A 21,912-nucleotide genomic window follows, 5' to 3' on the forward strand; every position below is an offset into this window, starting at 1 on the left:
TCACACCCTTTCGATGATCTTCTCGCCGAACAGGCCCTGCGGCCGGAACACCAGGAAAATCAGCGCCAGCACATAGGCAAACCAGTTCTCGGTCGCACCGCCCAGCGCGGGGCCCAACGCGAATTCGAACAGTTTCTCACCCACGCCGATGATCAACCCGCCCACGATGGCTCCGGGGATCGACGTGAACCCGCCCAGCATCAGCACCGGCAACGCCTTGAGCGCGATGAGCGACAATGAGAACTGAACTCCCGACTTGGCGCCCCACATGATGCCTGCAACCAGCGCGACAAACCCCGCGACCGACCAGACCATGATCCAGATGAAGTTCAGCGAAATGCCAACCGACAATGCCGCCTGATGGTCATCGGCCACCGCACGCATGGCCCGGCCCTGCTTGGTGTATTGGCTGAATGCAACGAGCGCTGCCACCAAAAGCGCCGCAATGATCGTCGCGACAATATCCAGGTTGTCGATGAAGAACCCGTAGTCAAAGATCTGGAGCGTGGTTTCATCGATCCAAAGGTTGATCCCTTGCGGCAGACCCACATCCAGCGTTTTGATCTCGGACCCCCACATCAGGTCGGCCACGCCCTCCAGGAAAAACGCCAGACCGATGGTTGCCATGAACAGAATGATCGGCTCTTGCCCGACCAGATGCCGCATGACGAACCGCTGCACGGCCCAGGCCATCAGCACCATCACCGCCATGGTCAGGATGATTGCCAGAAAGGCGGGCACGTTCCAGCCGAAGTAGTGGATATGAGTTCCAAAGATCGCGTTGATCAGATGGGCAAACGGCACCTGCCCGTTCATGATCCCCACCAGCGTCATCGCCGCAAACAGGGCCATAACCCCTTGGGCATAATTGAATATCCCCGAGGCCTTGTAGATCAGAACAAAGCCCAGCGCGACCAACGCATACAGCACACCGGCCATCAGACCGTTAAGGATAACCTCCATCGCGTAGATAAGTTGTTCAGGCATGGATGCCTCCCCAGATTTCTGCCCCGGACTCAATCATGACTGACCCCCAGATAGGCGTCGATGACTTCCTGATTGCTGCGCACTTCGTCCGGCGTGCCGTCGCCGATCTTGCGGCCATAATCCATGACGACCACCCGGTCGCTCAGGTCCATGACCACGCCCATGTCGTGTTCGATCAGCGCAATCGTGGTGCCGAACTCGTCATTCACGTCGAGGATAAAGCGGCTCATGTCCTCTTTCTCTTCGACATTCATCCCGGCCATCGGTTCGTCCAGCAGCAGCAGCTTGGGTTCCGCCGCCAGTGCGCGCGCCAGCTCAACACGTTTCTTCAACCCATAAGGCAGACGCGACACCGGAGTTTTACGGATATGCTGGATTTCCAGGAAATCGATAATCCTCTCAACGGCTTCGCGGTTCTCGGTCTCTTCCGCCTCGGCTTTACCACGCCAGATCGCCTGTTGGATGAAGTTGGTCTTCATAAAGCTCAAACGCCCGGTCATGACGTTGTCGAGAACACTCATCCCCTCAAACAGCGCGATGTTTTGAAACGTCCGGGCAATCCCCTGCTGCGCCACCTCATAAGGCCGCATCGGAGGGCGTTTTGCGCCGTGAAACCAAACCTCTCCCTCTTGTGGGACATAGAACCCTGAAATCACGTTCAGCATCGAGGACTTACCAGCCCCGTTGGGCCCGATAATGGCGCGAATCTCGCCCTCGCGGATGTCGAACGAGATATCCTTGATCGCCACCACACCGCCGAAGCGCAGAGTGATGTTCTTCATCTCCATCACCACACCGCCGATCTTGCGGCCGTCTTCGGTGACATATCCTTCGGAGTTATCCAGCATCAGCCTCTCCCAGACTTACGCAAAAACGGGACGGCGGGCGGGGCGATGACCGCAAGGTCGAGCGGCGCTCGGTGACCCCTCATTCCGCCGCAACCTTGTGCTGAACCGCAGCCACCACAGGTGCATCCACGATCTCAAGCGTCGCCGAGATTGAACCCTTGCGACCGTCCTCATAAGTCACTTCGGTTGTGGTCGAAACCGTGTCCGAGCCATCATAGAGCGCATCAATGATGTCCTGGAATTTCTCTTCCACGAACCGGCGGCGCACCTTCCGGGTCCGGGTCATCTCACCATCATCTGCATCCAGTTCCTTGTGCAGAACCACAAAGCGATGCACCTGACAGCCCGACAGCATTTCGTCCGCCGCAACAGACTTGTTGACCTCTTCCACATGAGACTTAATCGTCTCTAACACTCGGGGATTTGCGGTCAGCTCCTGATAGGACGCATACGCCACATTGTTGCGTTCCGCCCAGTTCCCCACCGCCGTCAGGTCGATATTGATAAAGGCCACGCAACGGTCCTTGCCGTTCCCGAACAGCACGACCTCAAGAATGTCAGGATAGAACTTCAGTTTGTTCTCGACATATTTGGGCGCAAACATCGACCCATCGGCCATCTTGCCCACATCCTTGGCGCGGTCGATGATCCGCAGATGGCCCGAGCCTTCCTCGATAAACCCGGCGTCCCCGGTGGCCACCCAGCCTTCGGCATCCTTGGTCGAAGCGGTCGAATCCGGGTTGTTGTAATACTCGACAAACACACCGGGTGAGCGATAGTGAATCTCGCCACTGTCATCGATTTTTAACTCAACATCCGGTGCCGGGACACCAACCGTATCGGCGCGGACCTCACCATCCGGCTGCACGGTGATAAACACCGTGGCCTCGGTCTGACCATAGAGCTGCTTCAGGTTGATGCCGAGCGAGCGATAGAAATCGAAAATCTCGGGCCCGATGGCCTCACCCGCGGTGTAACCGACGCGGAACCGGCCATAACCCAGCGTATCCTTGAGCGGCCCGTAAACCAGCAGATTGCCCAGCGCGTATTTCATTTTGTCGCCAAACCCAACCGGCTTACCGTCCAACAGCAAACCGCCCACTTTCTTGGCATGGGCCATGAAGTAGTGGAACATGCGCTGCTTTAGCTTGCCTGCATCCTCCATCCGGATCATCACGTTGGTCAGCTGCGTTTCAAACACGCGCGGCGGAGCGAAGAAATAGGTCGGCCCGATCTCACGCAGGTCGGTCATCATCGTATCGGCGCTTTCGGGGCAGTTCACGCAGAAGCCGCACCAATAGGCCTGACCGATAGAAAAGATGAAATCGCCCACCCAGGCCATCGGCAGATAAGACAGGATGTCCTCGTTGCGGCTCAGATGATCGAACTCCGCCGAGTTCTTGGCACTTTCGATCACGTTCCGGTTCGACAGAACCACACCCTTGGGCTTGCCCGTGGTGCCCGAGGTATAAAGCATCACGCAGGTATCGTCATATGTGATCGCCGCGATCCGCTGATCCAGTTCGGCATCAAACCGTGCATGACCGGCGCTGCCCTCGGCCATGATGTCATCCAGCGCGTTCATCTGGCTGTGGTCGTATTTCCGCATCCCGCGCTTGTCGGTGTAGAGAATGTGTTTGACCTGATGTAGGTTCTCCTGAATCTCGATGACTTTGTCGACTTGCTCCTGATCGCCGCAAACCACGTATTTCGCGCCGCAATGTTCCAGCACATAGGCCATCTCTTCGGCGACCGAGTCCTGATACAGAGGCACTGGCACCGCGCCCACCATTTGCGCCGCGACCATCGACCAGTAATGCGCCGGGCGGTTGCGGCCTATGACGGCGATGTGGTCGCCCTTCTCAACGCCCAGTTCCAGAAAGCCCAGCGCTATCGCGCGGATTTCCTTGGCCGCTTCGGCCCAGGTCCAGCATTGCCAGATCCCGAATTCCTTTTCCCGATAGGCCGGGGCATCCCCGAACTGCGTCGCATTGCGGTGTAACAGCGCCGGAAGGGACTGCATCCCTTCAGCGCCCGACTGCGTCTGAGCCAATCTCTCTCTCCTCCCCACCCGACCCCTCCCTTGGGCCGGAAATGGCGGGTCCGGGATGGTGCCCGAACGCCAATGCCCCGATAAGGGACGCGGCAAAGATCAACGTCAAGTTTTGCCTGATGTTTTCTCAATTCTTACGAATTGTAACAGCGGCCGAGGTACTGTCGCGAAACCGCCGAAATGCTGAGTATGCCCAAAGCCCACGTGATCACGATCCAGGTCCAGCGCGCCATCAAAGCTGAGGCTGATGGTCGCCGACCTTGTGTTGCCAAAACACCAAAAACCACTGGAATCAGCAAGAATGGCGTCATATTTCCGCCGCGTTTTTGTGGAAATGAGCCCATGTTGGAAACCTCATACAGGCGCAGGAAATTGGAACTCTCTGAACTGGCTCAAGTTGGCCTTTCCAAACTCTCGGGTATTACCGACAATGCCAACCTGCGGCATTTCTGGGTCTATGTGCTCTGCGGCATGACGATCGCGTTTGCAGCTCATCGGATTGGGGGCGACGACCGTCGATTCCTGTCCGTTTTCTTCAGAAAAGAGGTTTGGAGCTCGCGCTCGGCCTTCATCGACTATGTGCTTATCATCGCGAACCCAATCATCTTCGTACTGGCGCTCGATTGGACGATAAATTCCCTGTGGAAACTGTCTCCGGTCATCGCCGATGGTATAAGATCATTGGGGGCAGACCTTCAAAGCGAAGGCGGATCGGTCTGGGTCGCCGTTGCGTTGACCATTACCCTCTACGTGGTCAACGACTTCATGCGCTGGTGGTTGCACTACATGCAGCACAAGGTTCCTTTTCTGTGGGAGTTTCACAAAGTTCATCACTCGGCTGAACACTTAAACTTTGCCACGGCCGAGCGTCACCACCCCTTTGACATCGTGTTTTTCTCTTTCGGCACGGTCGGAGCGGCAGCAATCGTAAATGGCGTCTTTTTGGGCTTCTTTGGAAACAACCTGACGCTCTACCAGGTTGGTGGAGCAAACGTCATATTTTTTGGCTCAAACCTGATTGGCGGCGTTCTGCGTCACAGCCCGATCTGGGTGAGTTACGGACCCAAATTTGAAAAGTGGCTGATATCGCCGGCAATGCACCACATCCATCATTCCAGCGATCCCAAACACTGGGATAAAAACATGGGTGGCGGGTTGGCGATCTGGGACCGGATGGGCGGGACACTTTATGTGCCAAAAGGCCGCGAAGAGCTTAATTTTGGTATCGGTGATGAAACCAAGGACTTCCGGACCCTGTACGGTGTTTATGTCGAGCCCGTAATCAAGGCAGCCCGGATTTTTCAACGCGGCTGACGACAGTTTCAGACGCGCATGGCAATCACGGGCCGCTACGCATTACCTGCCTCTACCCTTACAACCAATCCCGCAAAATCGGGATCAGCGGAACATCCGCCGCGGGCATAGGATAGTTACGCAGATCGTTCGCCCGCACCCATTTCAGCGCCTGACCTTCTTTCGACTGCGGTATGCCGTCCCATTTGCGGCAGGCAAAGAGCGGCATCAGCAGGTGGAAATCATCATAGCTGTGGCTGGCGAAGGTCAGCGGCGCAAGGCACGAGGCCCAGGTGTCGATGCCCAGCTCCTCGTGCAATTCGCGGATCAAAGCGGCCTCGGGGGTTTCGCCGGGTTCGATTTTGCCACCCGGAAATTCCCAAAGACCAGCCATGGATTTGCCTTCCGGGCGTTGGGCCAGCAGCACACGGCCCTCGATGTCGATCAGAGCCACGGCAGACACTAATACAGTCTTCATGACCGATAATCCGCGTTGATCTCGATATAGCCATGGGTCAGATCGCAGGTCCAGACGGTGGATTTGCCCTCACCCAACCCCAGATCGACCGAGATCACAAGATCTTGGCCCTTCATATAAGCGGCGGCGTCTTCTTCGCGATAATCGGCATTAACCCAGCCTTTTTCGGCCACCAGGATGTCTCCGAACGAGATGCTCAGACGATCGCGGTCTGCGGCGGCGCCGGACTTACCGATGGCCATAACCACACGGCCCCAGTTGGGGTCTTCGCCCGCAATCGCCGTTTTCACCAGCGGAGAGTTGGCGATGGCCAGCCCGTGAGTCTTGGCATCGGCATCCGTAGCAGCGCCCGTCACGCGGATTTCTACGAATTTCGTGGCTCCCTCACCGTCGCGCACCACTTGTTGCGCGAGGTTCAGCATCACCAATTCCAAAGCGTCGGCAAACGCCGCATTGCCTGTGGCATCCACGCCCGACGCCCCGGTGGCGCACAAAAGCAGTGTGTCCGAGGTCGATGTGTCGCTGTCAACAGTGATGCAGTTGAATGTGCGGTCGGTCTGCGCGCCCAGCATGGTTTGCAAAGCGGATTGATCGACCACAGCATCGGTGAAGATATAGACCAGCATGGTCGCCATATCGGGCGCAATCATACCGGATCCTTTGGCAATCCCCGCAATAGAGACTGTTTTGCCCTCAATCTCGACCTGAGCCGAGGCCCCTTTCGGGAAAGTATCGGTGGTCATGATCGCCCGCGCGGCGTCTTCGATAGCGTGGCGGCTGAGACCGGCCTTGAGTGTCTCAAGCTTGGCCACGATGCGGTCATGCGCCAGCGGCTCACCAATGACGCCGGTGGATGAGGTAAAGACACGCTCCACCGCCACTCCGGTCGCGGTTGCAACGGCCTGCGTCACCTCTGCCACCGAGGTCTGGCCGTAATGGCCAGTAAAGGCATTGGCATTGCCCGAGTTCACAAGGATCGCCGCAGGTCCGCCATTGGACCCGCCGATCTTGTCCTGACAGTCCAGAACGGGCGCGGCGCGGGTCGCCGAACGGGTAAAGACCCCCGCCACGGATGTGCCGGGATCCAGCACGGCAAGCATGACATCCGTGCGCCCCTGATACCGCACGCCTGCCTCGACCGTGGCAAAGCGCACGCCGTCGATGGCGGGCAAGTCAGGGAATGCCGCGGGAGCCAGCGGCGAGACCTTGGTGATCGTGGCCACGGGGATTACTCCTGAAACAGATCGATTTGCCGAATGACCGACAGGTCTGTGCCCTCAAGATCCGGGCGTTCGATCTGTGCCTGCTCGGTCAGTTCATCGATGCGGGCTTGGATCGCGTCCTGCTGCAGGGTCTGTGCCAATTCCCCACGCACCGCCTCCAGCGCGGGCGCCTGGGATTTGCGCTTGTCGTTCAGGATCACCAGATGCCATCCGAACTGGGTTTGAACCGGGTCCGATACCTGACCCTTTTCCAGTTCCACAACGGCAGCTTCAAATTCCGGAACCATGCGACCTTTGCCAAACCATCCCAGCGCGCCCCCGTTCGGGCCGGACGGTCCGGTGGAATGTTCCTTGGCGAGCTCTGCGAAATCCGCGCCGTCGTCCAGTTGCGCCTTGATGGCTTTGGCCTCGTCTTCCGTTTCTACTAGAATGTGGCTGGCGTCGAATTCGTCATCGCCCTCGAAATCGGCATATTGCGCGTCATAGGCTGCCTGAATCGCCTCATCAGTCACTTCGGCCCTGGTGATCGCATTTACCGTCTGAACGGCCTGCAAAGACCGCGCCTCATTCTCGATCGCCAGTGTGTTCAGCGATGACAGGCCATCCTGCTGCTGGCTCAGCAATTGCTGCTGTACCAGTTGTTCAAGGATGAAATCATACAGAACATCGTCTTCCAGCTGCTGATATTGCGCCGGAAGGGCGGCAACCGTCGCGATGACGTGACCCAATGTGATCTCAGCCCCGTTCACGCGCGCCACCACTGTGCCGGTGTCCGGCGCGGTCTGGGCCGAAAGCGGCAGCGCCATCATGGCTGCAAACGCCAGCGATGGCAGAAAAGTGAGGCCTTTGGGCATGGAATCATCCTATTTCTTTGCCGCGACAGGGCGCGGCGTTGACACTTCAGAACCTGCCGCTTACATCGCTTTGAAGCCTTGGACAGGGCCGCCTTTCACCCCCCGTATCTATGGGTTGCGCGCAAGGTGGGCAAGCCTGTCGCAACCAAGACAAGAACAGATCCGCTGGAGTGAACATGCTGGGACTCGGAACGCTCGCCAAAAAGGTGTTCGGAACACCGAACGACCGCAAGATCAAGGCGACCCGCCCCCTGATCGAAAAGATCAACGCGCTGGAGCCTGAGTTCGAGAAATTGTCGGATGAGGGTCTGATCGAAAAGACCGCCGAGCTGCGCAAACGCGCGCTGGATGGCGAAAGCCTGGACGATCTGCTGCCCGAAGCCTTTGCCAACGTGCGCGAGGGCGCCAAACGCGCGCTGGGTCTGCGTGCCTTTGATGTGCAGTTGATGGGCGGTGCCTTCCTGCATCAGGGCAATATCTCGGAAATGAAGACGGGCGAGGGCAAAACGCTGGTTGCCACCTTCCCCGCCTATCTGAACGCACTGACCGGCAAGGGCGTGCATGTGGTTACGGTGAACGAATACCTGGCCAAGCGAGACTCGGAGTGGATGGGCAAGGTATTTGGGGCCGTAGGCATGACCACCGGTGTCATCTGGTCCGGACAACCCGATGCGGAGAAGATGGCCGCTTACAAATGCGACATCACCTATGCCACCAATAACGAGCTTGGGTTCGATTACCTGCGCGACAATATGAAAGCGGATCTTGAGCAGGTCTATCAGAAGCACCACAATTTCGCGATTGTGGATGAGGTCGACTCGATCCTGATCGATGAGGCGCGAACGCCGCTGATCATTTCGGGCCCGGCGCAGGACCGCTCGGATCTTTATACCGCGATTGATGCGGTGATCCCGCTGCTGAGCGATGATCACTATACTCTGGACGAAAAAAGCCGCAGCGTGACCTTTACCGACGAAGGGAACGAATTCCTTGAACAGCAATTGCTGGCGGCCAATCTGATCCCCGAAGGACATTCCCTTTATGACCCGGAAAGCACCACCGTGGTGCACCATGTCAATCAGGGCCTTCGTGCGCACAAGCTGTTCCAGCGCGACAAGGACTATATCGTCCGTGACGGCAACGTGGTTCTGATCGACGAATTTACTGGCCGCATGATGGCGGGTCGTCGCCTGTCCGAAGGCCTGCACCAGGCGATTGAAGCGAAAGAAGGCGTACAGATTCAGCCCGAGAACGTGACGCTGGCCAGTGTGACCTTCCAGAACTATTTCCGCCTTTATGACAAGTTGGGTGGCATGACTGGTACAGCCCTGACCGAGGCCGAAGAATTCATGGAAATCTATGGCCTGGGCGTGGTCGAAGTGCCAACCAACCGCCCAATCGCGCGCGAAGACAGGGACGATCAGGTCTATCGCACAGCCATCGAGAAATACGGCGCGATGATCAAGCAGACCAAAAAGGCCACCGAAAAGGGTCAGCCGGTTCTGCTGGGCACAACCTCGATTGAAAAGTCTGAGCTGCTGAGCCAGATGCTGACCAAGGAAGGCATCGAACACAACGTTCTGAACGCCCGCCAGCACGAGCAAGAGGCGCAGATCGTCGCAGATGCGGGCCGTCTGGGCGCGGTGACCATCGCCACCAATATGGCCGGACGTGGCACCGATATTCAGCTTGGCGGCAATGTCGAGATGAAAGTGCTGCAGGCGCTGGCCGAAAACCCCGAAGCCGACCCGGCTGAGTTGCGCGAGGCGGAAGAGGCCAAGCACGCAGAAGAAAAACAAAAGGTTCTGGACGCAGGGGGCCTCTATGTCATGGCCTCGGAACGCCATGAAAGCCGTCGTATCGACAACCAGCTGCGCGGCCGTTCGGGCCGTCAGGGTGACCCGGGGCGCACCGTGTTCTACCTGAGCCTCGAAGACGACCTTATGCGCATCTTCGGCTCGGAACGGCTGGACAAGGTTCTGACCACACTGGGCATGAAAGAAGGCGAAGCGATCATTCACCCCTGGGTCAACAAATCGCTTGAACGGGCGCAGTCCAAGGTTGAAGGCCGCAACTTTGACATGCGTAAAAACGTTCTGAAATTCGACGATGTGATGAATGATCAGCGTAAGGTGATCTTTAGCCAGCGTCGTGAAATCATGTCATCCGAGGATCTGTCGGATGTTGTGTCAGATATGCGCGAGCAGGTCATCGATGATCTGATCGACGAATATATACCGCCGAAATCCTATGCAGATCAATGGGATACAGACGGTCTGCACGAGGCGGTCAAAGACAGGCTGACCATCGATGCCCCGGTTCAGGACTGGGCCGCCGAGGAAGGCGTGGATGACGAACAGATCCGCGAACGGCTGGTTAAGTCGTCCGATGAGATGATGGCGCAAAAGGCCGCAGCCTTTGGCCCCGAAAACATGCGCAACATCGAAAAGCAGGTACTGCTGCAGACCATCGACAGCAAATGGCGCGAGCATCTGCTGACGCTGGAACACCTGCGCTCGGTCGTTGGTTTCCGCGGCTATGCCCAGCGCGACCCGTTGAACGAATACAAGACCGAAAGCTTTCAGTTGTTCGAAGGCATGCTGGATTCCTTGCGCGAAACAGTCACGCAACAATTGTCGCGTGTACGTCCGCTGAGCGAAGAGGAACAGCGCGAAATGCTGGCGCAGATGCAGGCCCAACAGGCGCAGGCGCAGAAAACAGTTGAAGACGCAACCCATCAGGCCGAGGCAGAAGCCGAGGCCAAAGCGTCGGGCGATCCGCTGCCGGGCTTTGTAGAAGATGATCCGAGCACCTGGGGTAATCCATCGCGCAATGATCCCTGCCCCTGCGGATCTGGCAAAAAGTTCAAACACTGCCACGGGCGTCTGGCCTGACGCCAGACCCCTGCGGCGCCCCATTCAAAACACAATGACTCCGCCCTGCGGCCACATATAAGCCGCGTTTGCAAACGAAAGTACGACTCGCTCCTGAGATTGGGGGAACGAGTTTTGTTTGTAGTTCGAAATTATGTGACCACGGGCGGCACAATCGCGTGTGCTCTGGCCATTGGGTATTTGATGCAGAACGGATCCGCGGCTGCGCCCGAGGCGGAGCCGGCTCCCAAACGTGTGGCCTCAAACGTCAACCAGGGCTCAGTCCTGGCTGGTCTCGAAGATATTACGCTGACCTCGTCGTCCCCGGCGGCACCCGAAACCGTGCCTGATCTGTCAACCGGGTCGCGAGCCCACCCTGGTCGTCATACCGATTGCAAGCTTAGCGCACGTGCTTATACCACTTCGAATGCCAGCGCCCGACTGACCCTGAAGGCTCCCTGCCACGTTGAAGATCGGGTCGAGGTCCATCACAGTGGGTTGGTTTTTTCCGCCACCACGGACGAGAAAGGCGCCTTGAGCCTGACCATGCCCGTCATGTCGGAATACGCCATCTTCCTGTTCTCGTTTGATGACGAAAAGGGTGCGGTTGCCACAACCCACGTGCCCGAACTGAACCATTATCACCGGATCGCTCTGCAATGGCAGGGCAGCTCTGATCTACAGCTCCATGCGTTGGAATTTGGGGCGGCCTACGGTCAGGCAGGTCATGTCTGGTCCGGCCCCAATGCGGGGGGCGAAGGCAGCGTTGTCCACTTTGGACTGGCTGGTACGGACCTGTCCCGCAACGTTGAGATTTATTCTTTCCCGTCGCATGCGACCCAAAATGCAGGCGCGGTGGCGCTCAGCGTTGAAGCCGAGGTTACAGCAACCAATTGCGGGCAGGCACTGGACGTTCAGGCGCTTGAGTGGCGCGGCGACAAGCGTCTGCGGTCGCGTGACCTGACGGTCGATTTTCCGACCTGCGATGGCGTTGGTGACTTTCTTGTGTTGAATAATCTGTTCCAAGACCTGACAATCGCCGCCAAATAAACGACAGGCGGATCAACAGTCTCAGATGACATTTCTACGCGGGGTCTGCGCCGCGCTGGTCGGCATGATGGCCGCATCAGGCGTGGGCGCACAGGACATCACTCTGACCTCTCATGATGGCAAGGTCGAAGTAGTCGGCAACTTTTTGGGTTTTGACGGAGAGTTCTATCGCGTCGAAACCCAGTTCGGCGTGTTGACGGTGGATGGCTCAGGCGTGACCTGCGACGGACCGGCCTGCCCCAGCCTGATGGATTTTGTGGCCGAAGTTGTCTTTTCCGGCTCGTCCACAATGGGTGAAGTCTTGTTGCCCGCCCTTGTTAAGGGGTTTGCCCAACAGGAAAACCTGACCGCCGTGCAGGAACAGAGCAACGGCTCCGCACTGGTTTACGCGCTCTATCAGGCCGACCGAACAGCACCAATGGCGCGTTTTGTCTTCCTGACCTCTAACACAGGCCAAGGATTTGATGATCTCGTGTCGGGTCAGGCAGACATTGTCATGGCGCAGCGGGAAATCCGGCCGACCGAACAAGAAGCCGCTTTGGCCGCTGGTCTGGGAGATCTGTCAAACCCCCGCAGGTCCCGCGTTCTTGCCCTTGACGCCATGGTCCCGGTGGTTGCAATCGATAACCCTGTCGGACAGATTTCACCCGCAGATCTGGCGCGGCTGTTTTCTGGCGAGATCACGAACTGGTCCGCGCTGGGCGGACCGGATGCGCCTGTCGCCCTGCACCTGACGGATCAGGGCTCGGGCTTGGCTCAGGCGGTCGAAGACCAATTACTGACCCCCGCCAAGGCCACAATGTCGGATGCGATCTTGCGGCACACGCGCAGCGGCGCGCTGGTTACGGCCGTGGGCGCAGATGCGTTCTCGATCGGGATCGCCAGCCATGCCGAGGCTGCGTCGGCCCGCGCGCTACCATTGGCCGGAGGGTGCGGCCACGCGCTGACCGCAACCCGACAGTCAGTGAAAACCGAAGACTACCCTCTGACCGCACCGATGTTTCTGTACCTGCCACCCCACCGGTTGCCGCGGGTCGCGCGTCAGTTCCTGGCCTATTCGCTGGGGGAAGCGGCGCAAATGGTCATTCGCGACGCCGGCTTTGTCGATCAGGCCCCGGAAACGGTGCGCGTTGGTCTGCAGGGGGATCGTCTGGCCAATGCCATCGTTGCGGGCGGGGCCGAGGTGGGTCTGGATGAGCTTCAACGCATGGTCGATATCCTGCGCCCGATGGAGCGGCTGTCCTTTTCGTTTCGGTTCGAGCCGGGCTCATCGCGCCCTGACGCCCAGTCCCGGTCGAATATTTTGCAGCTGGCGAATGCGCTGCAAACCGGAGTGTACGATGCGCGCGAATTGGCATTTGTGGGCTTCAGCGACGGCAACGGCCCTGCAAGTTCAAACGCGCGTATAGCGCTCTTGCGGGCAAAAACGGTGCGAAACGCTGTGCTGGCCGCCATCGAAACCTCGGTTCCGGAGAACGTCGATATCACCGTGGAAGGGTTCGGAGAGGCGATGCCAATGGCCTGCGACGACTCGGAATGGGGCCGCAAGATAAATCGCCGGGTTGAGGTTTGGGTCCGGTAGACCGTTCGAGAGGCGCGGCCTAAAGGTACCCTTCCGCGCGAAAGCTCAACTCGGTCGATTTTCCGATGATCAGATGATCGTGCAGGGTCAGCCCAAGCGCCGAACACGCATCCTGAATGCGGGTCGTCATGTCGATATCTGATTGCGACGGGGTCGGATCGCCTGACGGATGGTTATGCACCAGGATCAAAGCCGACGCATTCAGCTCCAACGCGCGCTTGGCCACCTCACGCGGATAAACCGGCACATGGTCTACGGTACCTTTGGCGTGTTCCTCATCTGCGATCAGAACGTTCTTGCGGTCCAGATAGAACACGCGAAACTGCTCGATCTCCCGATGCGCCATGGTGGTATGACAATAATCCAGCAGCGCATCCCATCCCGATATGACATGCCGCTGCATCACCCGCGCCCGTGCCATCCGATGAGCGCAAGCTTCGAGGATCTTGAGATCGGTAATGACCGTATCGCCCACGCCCTTGATTTGACGCAACCGTTCCTCTGGCGCCGTCAACACGCGGTTGAAATCCCCAAACGCATCCATCAGCGCCCGCGCCAAAGGTTTCACGTCCTGTCGCGGAATCGACCGAAACAGTGCCAGTTCCAAAAGCTCATAATCCGGCATCGCCGCCGAACCGCCTGACATAAACCGTTCGCGCAGCCGCTTGCGATGGTCTTTGATGTAGGAGGGTAACCGACCACCGGGCAGCGGCTGCGCTGGCGCTTCGTCCGTTTCAAACAGCATGGGGGCTTCGGCAAAGGCGTCCTGTGTCATGGACTCACCTTGGCTCAGAATCGGTTTCCAAAGGGTTAATACGGATTAAGGGCAGGGCGCGGAGCGTATCCGCGCTTCATCTGACCAAGATATCCCCGGGCGGGCACTGTTAGAAACAGCGCTCGTTACCCTTTCATCCCATCCCAAAAGGATTTTACTGACGAGAAAAAGCTTTTGGATTCCGGATGGTTGTCTTCACCCAGATCGTCAAATTCGCGCAACAGCTCTTTCTGTCGGCTGGTCAGGTTGACCGGTGTTTCCACCGCAAGCTCGATGAACATGTCGCCCACGCCACCGCCACGCAAGGCAGGCATTCCTTTGCTGCGCAGACGCATCTGACGGCCCGACTGGCTGCCCGCCGGAATTTGCACGCGGCCCCGACCGCCATCAATGGTCGGCACTTCGATGGACCCGCCCAGCGCGGCTTTGGCCATACTGACAGGGACGCGGCAATAGAGGTTCACGCTGTCGCGTTCGAAAAGTTTATGTTCGGACACTTCGACAAAAATATAGAGATCACCCGGAGGGCCACCGCGCATTCCGGCCTCGCCCTCGCCCGCCAGACGAATCCGGGTTCCGGTTTCGACGCCGGCGGGGATGTTGACCGACAGCGCACGCTCTTTCTCGACGCGGCCCGCGCCATTGCAAGATTTACACGGGTTCTTGATGATCTGACCCAGCCCCGAACAGGTCGGACAGGTGCGTTCAACGGTAAAGAACCCCTGCTGCGCACGGACCTTGCCCATGCCCGAACAGGTGGGGCAGGTTGTCGGCTCTACGCCGCCCTCGGCGCCCGTGCCTTCACAGGACGAACAGGCCACGGCGGTGGGCACATTGATGGTTTTCTGAAGACCGGCATAGGCCTCTTCCAGCGTTACCCGCAGGTTATAGCGCAGGTCGGATCCGCGCGCTGCACGACGTCCGCCACCGCCTCCGCGCTGGCCGCCCATGAAATCGCCGAACAGATCGTCAAAGACATCAGAGAACGCGCTTGAGAAATCGCCCTGACCAAATCCGCCGCCCGGGCGGCCGCCGCCGCCCATGCCGTTTTCAAAGGCCGCGTGGCCAAACCGGTCATATGCGGCCTTTTTGTCAGCATCGCGCAGCACATCATAGGCCTCGTTGGCCTCTTTGAACTGCGACTCGGCGTCCGGATTGTCCTTGTTGCGATCGGGATGCAGTTCCTTGGCCTTCCGGCGGAAACCTTTTTTGATCTCATCCGCAGAAGCGCCCTTGGACACGCCGAGCACTTCGTAATAGTCGCGTTTGGACATCAGTTTTTCCTTCTGCCTCAACGTAAATGGGCCGGCCCGGTATCCGGACCGGCCCCAATTGGCCCGGTAACCCGTTAGCTGCGCTTGTCGTCGTCCAGATCTTCGAATTCGGCGTCGACGATGTCATCTTCACCCGGCGCTGCATCTGCGGCTGCGGGCTCTTCTTCGCCCTCTTCCGCCTGCGCCTTATAGATGGCCTCGCCCAGCTTCATGGCGGCCTCGGTCACGTTCTGGATCCCTGCCTTGATCTTGTCGGCATTGTCTGTTTCCAGCTCATCCTTGAGCGCGGCAACGGCCAGTTCGATCGCCTCAACCGTCGACGGATCGACCTTGTCGCCGTGTTCCTCGATCGATTTCTCGGTCGCGTGGACAAGGCTTTCGGCCTGGTTCTTGGCTTCGACCAGCTCTTTGCGGGCCTTGTCTGCCTCGGCGTTTTCTTCGGCGTCCTTGACCATCTTTTCGATGTCGTCATCCGACAGACCGCCAGAGGCCTGAATGGTGATCTTCTGCTCTTTGCCGGTGCCTTTGTCCTTGGCCGAAACCGAGACAATGCCGTTGGCGTCGATGTCAAACGTCACCTCGATCTGAGGCATGCCGCGCGGTGCGGGCGGGATCTCTTCGAGGTTGAACTGACCCAGGATCTTGTTGTCCGCGGCCATTTCACGCTCACCCTGGAACACGCGGATGGTTACGGCGTTCTGGTTGTCCTCGGCGGTCGAGAAGACCTGAGACTTTTTGGTCGGAATGGTCGTGTTGCGGTCGATCAGACGGGTGAACACGCCACCGAGCGTCTCGATACCCAAGCTGAGCGGGGTCACGTCCAGCAGAACCACATCCTTGACGTCGCCCTGCAGAACACCGGCCTGAATGGCAGCGCCCATGGCGACAACTTCGTCCGGGTTCACACCTTTGTGCGGCTCTTTACCGAAGAACTTGGTGACCTCTTCGATCACTTTCGGCATCCGGGTCATACCGCCGACCAGAACAACCTCATCCACGTCGCCAGCCGACAGGCCCGCGTCTTTCAGAGCGGCCTGGCAGGGTTTCATCGACTTCTTGATCAGGTCCGAAACCAGCGATTCCAGCTTGGCACGGGTCAGCTTCATGACCATGTGCAGCGGCTGGCCGTTCGAGCCCATCGAGATGAACGGCTGGTTGATCTCGGTCTGCGAGGTCGAGGACAGCTCAATCTTGGCTTTTTCAGCGGCTTCTTTCAGACGCTGCAATGCCATCTTGTCCGCAGACAGATCGACGCCGTGTTCCTTTTTGAACTCATCCGCCAGGTAGTTGACGATGCGCATGTCAAAGTCTTCACCACCCAGGAAGGTGTCGCCGTTGGTCGATTTCACCTCGAACAACCCGTCGTCGATTTCCAGGATGGTCACGTCGAAGGTACCACCACCCAGGTCATAGACCGCGATGGTTTGGGTTTCTTCCTTGTCCAGACCATAAGCCAGAGCAGCAGCTGTCGGTTCGTTGATGATCCGCAGCACTTCCAGACCGGCGATTTTACCGGCATCTTTTGTGGCCTGACGCTGAGCATCGTTGAAGTATGCAGGAACGGTGATAACCGCCTGTGTGACGTCCTCACCCAGATAGCTCTCGGCGGTTTCCTTCATCTTGCCCAGAGTGAAGGCCGAGATCTGGCTGGGCGAGTACTTTTCACCGCGGGCCTCAACCCACGCATCGCCATTGCCGCCATCAACGATGGCGTAGGGCACCATTTTCTTGTCTTTTTCGACTTCGGCATCATCCACGCGACGGCCGATCAGGCGCTTGACGCCAAAGATCGTATTGTCGGGGTTGGTGACCGCCTGACGTTTTGCAGGCTGACCGACCAGACGCTCATCTTCTGTAAAAGCGACGATCGAGGGCGTGGTCCGCGCCCCTTCGGCGTTTTCGATGACCTTCGGCTGCGAGCCGTCCATGATGGCCACACAAGAGTTTGTGGTTCCGAGGTCAATCCCGATTACTTTTCCCATTTTTGCAATCCCTTTTCTATTTAAGGCGATGTCCCGAGGCCGGGACCCGTTATGGCATCCCTGCCCCGATCTCATGTGCACGAATGGTCCTACACCATCGCGCGTCCCGGCGTATATAAGGGCGTGATCAGGGGCCTGCAAGCGTTCAGAAATGCAGTATTTATGGAATTTGGGGCCTTTTTTGGCAACGTGATGGAAAGGAATGGGGATTCGGGGATGACTCGATTGCTGCTGCGGGGTTTCGACATCAGGAAAGGCTATCTGGATGGCCAGGCACAGACAGCGCTGGTCGAGGCGTTACGGCCGATTCTGAAAGCCGCGCCATTGTTTCACCCCACCACACCCTCGGGCAAGAAGATGTCGGTCAGAATGACCTCTGCCGGGGATCTTGGCTGGGTCTCGGACAAAGCCGGTTATCGTTATCAGGAAACGCACCCAAAGGGCCCTGCCTGGCCTGCGATCCCGACCAATATCCTCGAAATCTGGCGCGCGGTCACACAGGCCGAACGCGATCCCGATTGCTGCCTGATCAACTATTACGCCGAAGGCACACGTATGGGATTGCATCAGGACAAGGACGAGGCCGATTTCTCCTGGCCCGTCCTGTCAATCTCGCTGGGGGATGATGCGCTGTTTCGCATCGGGAACACCACGCGTGGGGGCAAAACGGATTCGATCTGGCTGGGATCGGGTGATGTGGTGGTCATGGGTGGCCCGGCACGGCTGATCTATCACGGGGTGGATCGCATCCGGTTCGGATCCTCCAAGCTGCTGCCCAAAGGTGGGCGCATCAACCTGACACTGCGTGTTGCCCGCTAGCGGCGCGCGTCCCAGCTTTTGGAAACATGCTTGCGGGTGTAGAATTCGGCCAGCAGACCAAGCATGGTCAGCGTAACCCCAACCCAGAACGCATATTCCCAACTGGTGTTCCGGGGGAAATAGTTCCTGAACACAAAGCCCCGGCACTGATCAATGATGTGAAACAGCGGGTTCCATGCAAACAGAAACAGCATGGTTGATCCTAACGCGTTGGCAACAAACATCTTTCCGGAAAAGATCATGTTGAGGCGACGATAGACAGTCTCCATTATCATAGCGGACCTAGGAAACCAGGGCTTTAGTGCCAGGAAAAACAACCCGACCGCACATCCCGTGAACCACGCAAGAATGAGCATCATGAAGGCGCCCGCGGGCTCTTGTATTTCCAGTGGCGCGATTGTGACGCTGTAGACGAACAAAATGACCAGGATCGAGATGATTTGCGTATAAAGCGCCCCCATCGCAGCAGCGACCAGCATGATCGAGACATTGATGGGTGAATGCAGCATCATCGGGTTGTTGCCGTTACCAACACCGGAAATCGCAGTGACCGATTTGTTATGCGTCATGAACAGGAACACGCCTGACAGCAAATACAGGATGAATTCGCCGCGGATCTTGGCGATGGGCGCCCCCACCCGACCCAGGAAGGTCAGCATCAAATAGAAAACCATTAGGATTATGATCATCTGAACGATGTTGATAATGACCGCCAAAACCGCATTGGAATGCTGAGATCGGATGTTCCGCACAATCGCATGGAAAACCAGTTCCGCGGTTGTGAAGGCACTACCCAGTAGTGTCTGATTTCGCTTGTACTGAAACACTCGGTTTCTCTTTCCTGCTGCGTCGGACCTAATCTCGCACGAAATTCTTGCTGTTCCGTATCCAGCGCATCATAAGGCCGTCAAAGACTTGGTTCAACAAACCACAGGAACGGAGCTATTTTGTGACCTATGACGCCCTCATTCCCGTTATTCGCCGTCTTGCCCTGGAGGCAGGTGACAAGATCATGCAGATCTATGAGGCGGATGATTTCGACGTGAAGGTCAAATCCGATGCCAGCCCGGTTACCGAAGCGGATGAAGCAGCGGATGCGCTGATCTCGGCCGGGCTGCGCGCCGCGTTTCCCGATGAGCTGTTGGTGACCGAAGAACAGGCCGCCTCGCACAGCGAAAAGGGCGACACGTTCCTGATCGTCGATCCGCTGGATGGAACGAAAGAATTCATCAACCGCCGCGGCGATTTCACTGTGAATATCGCGCTGGTGGAAAACGGCGTTCCCACCCGTGGTGTGGTTTACGCACCTGCGAAGGGGCGCATTTTCTACACGCAGGCTGATGGACAATCGGTTGAGGAAACCGGGGATCTGGACAAGGAAAACCCGGGTGCAGTGACAGCAATTTCAGTCTCTAAACCGGACAATTCCGCGCTTTTGATCGTAGCATCAAAGTCGCATCGGGATCAGGCGACCGAGGATTACATCAATAAATATCAGGTCAAAGACAGCAAAAGCGCCGGGTCCTCGCTGAAGTTCTGTCTTGTGGCCACGGGTGAGGCGGACCTTTACCCTCGTGTGGGCCGAACGATGGAATGGGACACCGCCGCCGGTCACGCAGTTCTGGCCGGTGCGGGAGGCAATGTGGTGCGGTTTGATAACCATTCGCCGCTGACCTACGGCAAAGACGGCTATGCAAACCCGTTCTTCATCGCCTACGCTCCGGGTGTTGATCTTAAGGAAGCCTGATGTCTGTTCTGATCGCAATTCCCGCCCGTTATCCATCTACCCGCTATCCGGGCAAGCCGCTGGTGCCGTTGACCGGGGCCACGGGCAAATCGATGACCTTGATCGAACGGTCGTGGCGCGCGGCAATGTCTGTTTCGGGCGTGGATCGCGTGGTTGTTGCCACGGATGATGACCGCATTCGCGAGGTGGCCGAGGGTTTTGGCGCCGAGGTTGTCATGACCTCGGACACCTGCCGCAATGGCACGGAACGTTGTGCGGAAACCCATGCGGCGCTGGGTGAAGGGTTTGACATCATCGTCAACCTGCAGGGCGATGCCCCGCTGACGCCGCGTTGGTTTGTCGAAGATCTGATCAACGGTCTGCGCAATGCACCCGAAGCCGGGGTCGCGACACCCGTTTTGCGCTGCGACGGGGATGCGTTGAACAGCCTCTTGAACGACCGCAAGCACGGGCGCGTTGGCGGCACGACAGCCGTGTTCGGCAACGACAACAGCGCGATGTATTTCTCGAAAGAGGTGATCCCCTTCACCTCAGAGACCTATGCCAGCGATGCGGATACGCCGGTGTTTCACCATGTCGGCGTCTATGCCTATCGCCCCGATGCGCTTGCGGCCTATCCCACCTGGTCCAGCGGACCATTGGAGTCGCTGGAAGGGTTGGAACAGCTTCGGTTCATGGAAAACGGGCGCAAGGTTCTGTGCGTCGAGGTCGAGGCCCGGGGCCGTCAGTTTTGGGAGCTGAACAACCCGCAGGATGTGCCAAAGATCGAGGAGATGATGGCCGCCATGGGTCTGGAATGACCCTAACACGGGGCATTTGCACGGTTTTGATCGGATTGGCACGGGCCTGTGGTGGCGATCCCGGATTGGCGACGGTCGGATGAATGGGCCTCAGCCTTCGAAACTGAGACCGATGGGCAAACTGCGTTTGCGCCTGCGGCGGCAACGCCTGTTGTGGCGATCTTTTCGCAGCCGTCATCAGTTGACCAGGCTGGCGGATCGCACCGGTCAGATCTCTCCGGACGCGATCCTTTGCTTTTCCACCATGCGCAATGAGATCACGCGCCTTCCGTGGTTCCTGAAACACTATCGTCGTTTGGGCATCGACCACTTTCTGGTCGTCGACAATGACAGCGACGACGGTACGGTCGCATATTTGCTGAACCAGCCGGATGTTTCGGTCTGGCAAACCAAGGACAGCTATCGCCAGTCCCGGTTCGGGGTCGATTGGCTGACATGGCTGCAAATCCGGTACGGGCATGGGCATTGGTGCCTGACGGCAGATGCAGATGAATTGCTGATCTATGCCCATCACGAGACCCGAGGCCTGCACGATCTGACCGCTTGGCTGGACACACAAGGCCAGCAGGCCTTTGGTGCGCTTTTGCTGGACCTGTATCCCAAAGGCCCGCTTGCGGGGCAGTCCTATGCCCCCGACCAAGAGCCGACCGAAATCTTAAGCTGGTTTGACCCTGGCCCATATCGCGCACAGCGGCAGGAACCACTGGGAAATCTATGGGTGCAGGGCGGCGTGCGCGAACGGGCGTTTTTTGCAGACACCCCGCGCCGGTCACCAACATTGAACAAGATCCCGCTGGTCAAATGGTCTCGGCGCTATGCCTATGTGAATTCAAGCCATTCGGCGCTGCCGCGGCGGCTCAATTTCTGCTATGATGGGCCGGAAGGCCGCGCCCCGTCCGGGGTGATCCTGCATACCAAATTCCTGCCGGAAATCGTCGACAAATCCGGGATCGAAAAGTCTCGGCAACAGCACTTTCACGCCCCATCCGAGTTTGCCCATTACTATGACGCAATCGCGCAAAGCCCCAACCTTTGGAGCCCGGCATCCGTGCACCTAACCGGGTGGAGGCAACTGGAAAAGCTGGGGCTGATGACCGCGGGCGGGTGGCAGGGCTAGCGGCATCTGGCGAAGGGGGGAAATAAACCGATTTTAAACCCGTTGCCTCCCATGGTTCGAAAATGCCATAAAACGTTACTTGTCCAGCACCACACAGCCTTTGGCCACTCACGGACAAGCTTGCGGTAAAAACAGATGGGTCTGCGCGTGAGCCTAT

At 58.1% G+C, this 21,912-nt stretch carries 18 protein-coding genes; 8 read left to right on the top strand and 10 right to left on the bottom strand.

The annotated features are described in order from the left end of the window. The 3 genes from ACR0AG_RS12390 to ACR0AG_RS12400 form a co-directional block, all read right to left on the bottom strand. A complete protein-coding gene (locus tag ACR0AG_RS12390; protein ID WP_480839259.1) occupies positions 1-987 on the bottom strand; it encodes a branched-chain amino acid ABC transporter permease in 987 nt (328 codons plus the stop codon). A 29-nt stretch (positions 988-1,016) separates the two neighbouring features. Beyond that, positions 1,017-1,835: an ABC transporter ATP-binding protein gene (locus ACR0AG_RS12395; RefSeq protein WP_480839261.1), complete on the bottom strand. Its 819-nt coding sequence runs from the start codon at positions 1,833-1,835 to the stop codon at positions 1,017-1,019. Between the two features lie 79 nt (positions 1,836-1,914). Further along, the gene (locus tag ACR0AG_RS12400) at positions 1,915-3,858 is read right to left on the bottom strand and encodes an AMP-binding protein (protein ID WP_480839488.1); all 1,944 of its coding nucleotides are present in this window, start codon (positions 3,856-3,858) and stop codon (positions 1,915-1,917) included. Between the two features lie 234 nt (positions 3,859-4,092). On the opposite strand from ACR0AG_RS12400, the gene ACR0AG_RS12405 reads away from it, so the two are divergent. Further along, positions 4,093-5,202 carry a sterol desaturase family protein gene (locus ACR0AG_RS12405; RefSeq protein WP_480839263.1) on the top strand — a complete coding sequence of 370 codons (1,110 nt, stop codon included), beginning with the start codon at positions 4,093-4,095 and terminating at the stop codon, positions 5,200-5,202. 58 nt (positions 5,203-5,260) lie between these two features. Here ACR0AG_RS12405 and mutT read toward each other — a convergent pair whose 3' ends face one another. The 3 genes from mutT to ACR0AG_RS12420 are packed head-to-tail and all read right to left on the bottom strand — an operon-like array spanning position 5,261 to position 7,736. Beyond that, on the bottom strand, positions 5,261-5,659 hold the full coding sequence (gene mutT / locus ACR0AG_RS12410) for an 8-oxo-dGTP diphosphatase MutT (RefSeq protein WP_171171438.1): 399 nt from the start codon (positions 5,657-5,659) through the stop codon (positions 5,261-5,263). Next, the gene (gene argJ / locus ACR0AG_RS12415; protein WP_480839265.1) at positions 5,656-6,882 is read right to left on the bottom strand and encodes a bifunctional glutamate N-acetyltransferase/amino-acid acetyltransferase ArgJ; all 1,227 of its coding nucleotides are present in this window, start codon (positions 6,880-6,882) and stop codon (positions 5,656-5,658) included. The genes mutT and argJ overlap by 4 nt, the downstream gene beginning before the upstream one ends. A 5-nt stretch (positions 6,883-6,887) precedes the next feature. After that, positions 6,888-7,736, bottom strand: coding sequence for a peptidylprolyl isomerase (locus ACR0AG_RS12420; RefSeq protein WP_480839267.1), 849 nt, complete (start codon positions 7,734-7,736; stop codon positions 6,888-6,890). A 176-nt stretch (positions 7,737-7,912) separates the two neighbouring features. Here ACR0AG_RS12420 and secA point away from each other — a divergent pair, with 176 nt between their 5' ends. The 3 genes from secA (at position 7,913) to ACR0AG_RS12435 (ending at position 13,241) form a co-directional block, all read left to right on the top strand. Beyond that, a complete protein-coding gene (gene secA / locus ACR0AG_RS12425; RefSeq protein WP_480839269.1) occupies positions 7,913-10,630 on the top strand; it encodes a preprotein translocase subunit SecA in 2,718 nt (905 codons plus the stop codon). A gap of 183 nt (positions 10,631-10,813) precedes the next feature. After that, the gene (locus ACR0AG_RS12430) at positions 10,814-11,659 is read left to right on the top strand and encodes a hypothetical protein (protein WP_480839271.1); all 846 of its coding nucleotides are present in this window, start codon (positions 10,814-10,816) and stop codon (positions 11,657-11,659) included. Between the two features lie 25 nt (positions 11,660-11,684). Next, entirely contained in the window at positions 11,685-13,241 is a 1,557-nt protein-coding gene (locus ACR0AG_RS12435; RefSeq protein WP_480839273.1) for a phosphate ABC transporter substrate-binding/OmpA family protein, read from the top strand. A 19-nt stretch (positions 13,242-13,260) separates the two neighbouring features. Here ACR0AG_RS12435 and radC read toward each other — a convergent pair whose 3' ends face one another. The 3 genes from radC to dnaK all read right to left on the bottom strand — a co-directional run bounded on the left by radC (position 13,261) and on the right by dnaK (position 17,272). Beyond that, the gene (gene radC / locus ACR0AG_RS12440; protein ID WP_480839275.1) at positions 13,261-14,016 is read right to left on the bottom strand and encodes a RadC family protein; all 756 of its coding nucleotides are present in this window, start codon (positions 14,014-14,016) and stop codon (positions 13,261-13,263) included. Positions 14,017-14,141: 125 nt separating this feature from the next. Continuing rightward, on the bottom strand, positions 14,142-15,290 hold the full coding sequence (gene dnaJ / locus ACR0AG_RS12445; RefSeq protein WP_170793760.1) for a molecular chaperone DnaJ: 1,149 nt from the start codon (positions 15,288-15,290) through the stop codon (positions 14,142-14,144). A 74-nt stretch (positions 15,291-15,364) separates the two neighbouring features. Next, positions 15,365-17,272, bottom strand: a complete 1,908-nt coding sequence (gene dnaK, locus ACR0AG_RS12450) for a molecular chaperone DnaK (RefSeq protein WP_480839277.1) — start codon at positions 17,270-17,272, stop codon at positions 15,365-15,367. Positions 17,273-17,488: 216 nt separating this feature from the next. On the opposite strand from dnaK, the gene ACR0AG_RS12455 reads away from it, so the two are divergent. Then, a complete protein-coding gene (locus ACR0AG_RS12455; RefSeq protein WP_480839279.1) occupies positions 17,489-18,091 on the top strand; it encodes an alpha-ketoglutarate-dependent dioxygenase AlkB family protein in 603 nt (200 codons plus the stop codon). On the opposite strand, the gene ACR0AG_RS12460 is transcribed toward ACR0AG_RS12455, so the two are convergent. Next, positions 18,088-18,918 carry an ABC transporter permease gene (locus tag ACR0AG_RS12460; RefSeq protein WP_480839281.1) on the bottom strand — a complete coding sequence of 277 codons (831 nt, stop codon included), beginning with the start codon at positions 18,916-18,918 and terminating at the stop codon, positions 18,088-18,090. The genes ACR0AG_RS12455 and ACR0AG_RS12460 overlap by 4 nt on opposite strands. Positions 18,919-19,040: 122 nt before the next feature. On the opposite strand from ACR0AG_RS12460, the gene cysQ reads away from it, so the two are divergent. The 3 genes from cysQ (at position 19,041) to ACR0AG_RS12475 (ending at position 21,755) form a co-directional block, all read left to right on the top strand. Then, the gene (gene cysQ, locus ACR0AG_RS12465) at positions 19,041-19,838 is read left to right on the top strand and encodes a 3'(2'),5'-bisphosphate nucleotidase CysQ (protein WP_480839283.1); all 798 of its coding nucleotides are present in this window, start codon (positions 19,041-19,043) and stop codon (positions 19,836-19,838) included. Next, positions 19,838-20,638 carry a 3-deoxy-manno-octulosonate cytidylyltransferase family protein gene (locus ACR0AG_RS12470; protein WP_480839285.1) on the top strand — a complete coding sequence of 267 codons (801 nt, stop codon included), beginning with the start codon at positions 19,838-19,840 and terminating at the stop codon, positions 20,636-20,638. The genes cysQ and ACR0AG_RS12470 overlap by 1 nt, the downstream gene beginning before the upstream one ends. A 79-nt stretch (positions 20,639-20,717) precedes the next feature. Next, entirely contained in the window at positions 20,718-21,755 is a 1,038-nt protein-coding gene (locus ACR0AG_RS12475; protein ID WP_480839490.1) for a glycosyltransferase family 2 protein, read from the top strand. Positions 21,756-21,912 lie beyond the last annotated feature (157 nt).

The sequence above is a fragment of the Ruegeria sp. H6 genome (assembly GCF_056532975.1).

What these genes read in the sequence shown, in the direction of transcription:
- ACR0AG_RS12390 (WP_480839259.1), bottom strand. Translation starts at nt 987, where the DNA reads ATGCCTGAACAACTTATCTACGCGATGGAGGTTATCCTTAACGGTCTG.
- ACR0AG_RS12395 (WP_480839261.1), bottom strand. Translation starts at nt 1,835, where the DNA reads ATGCTGGATAACTCCGAAGGATATGTCACCGAAGACGGCCGCAAGATC.
- ACR0AG_RS12400 (WP_480839488.1), bottom strand. Translation starts at nt 3,858, where the DNA reads ATGCAGTCCCTTCCGGCGCTGTTACACCGCAATGCGACGCAGTTCGGG.
- mutT (WP_171171438.1), bottom strand. Translation starts at nt 5,659, where the DNA reads ATGAAGACTGTATTAGTGTCTGCCGTGGCTCTGATCGACATCGAGGGC.
- ACR0AG_RS12420 (WP_480839267.1), bottom strand. Translation starts at nt 7,736, where the DNA reads ATGCCCAAAGGCCTCACTTTTCTGCCATCGCTGGCGTTTGCAGCCATG.
- secA (WP_480839269.1), top strand. Translation starts at nt 7,913, where the DNA reads ATGCTGGGACTCGGAACGCTCGCCAAAAAGGTGTTCGGAACACCGAAC.
- ACR0AG_RS12430 (WP_480839271.1), top strand. Translation starts at nt 10,814, where the DNA reads ATGCAGAACGGATCCGCGGCTGCGCCCGAGGCGGAGCCGGCTCCCAAA.
- ACR0AG_RS12435 (WP_480839273.1), top strand. Translation starts at nt 11,685, where the DNA reads ATGACATTTCTACGCGGGGTCTGCGCCGCGCTGGTCGGCATGATGGCC.
- radC (WP_480839275.1), bottom strand. Translation starts at nt 14,016, where the DNA reads ATGACACAGGACGCCTTTGCCGAAGCCCCCATGCTGTTTGAAACGGAC.
- dnaJ (WP_170793760.1), bottom strand. Translation starts at nt 15,290, where the DNA reads ATGTCCAAACGCGACTATTACGAAGTGCTCGGCGTGTCCAAGGGCGCT.
- dnaK (WP_480839277.1), bottom strand. Translation starts at nt 17,272, where the DNA reads ATGGGAAAAGTAATCGGGATTGACCTCGGAACCACAAACTCTTGTGTG.
- ACR0AG_RS12455 (WP_480839279.1), top strand. Translation starts at nt 17,489, where the DNA reads ATGACTCGATTGCTGCTGCGGGGTTTCGACATCAGGAAAGGCTATCTG.
- ACR0AG_RS12470 (WP_480839285.1), top strand. Translation starts at nt 19,838, where the DNA reads ATGTCTGTTCTGATCGCAATTCCCGCCCGTTATCCATCTACCCGCTAT.
- ACR0AG_RS12475 (WP_480839490.1), top strand. Translation starts at nt 20,718, where the DNA reads ATGAATGGGCCTCAGCCTTCGAAACTGAGACCGATGGGCAAACTGCGT.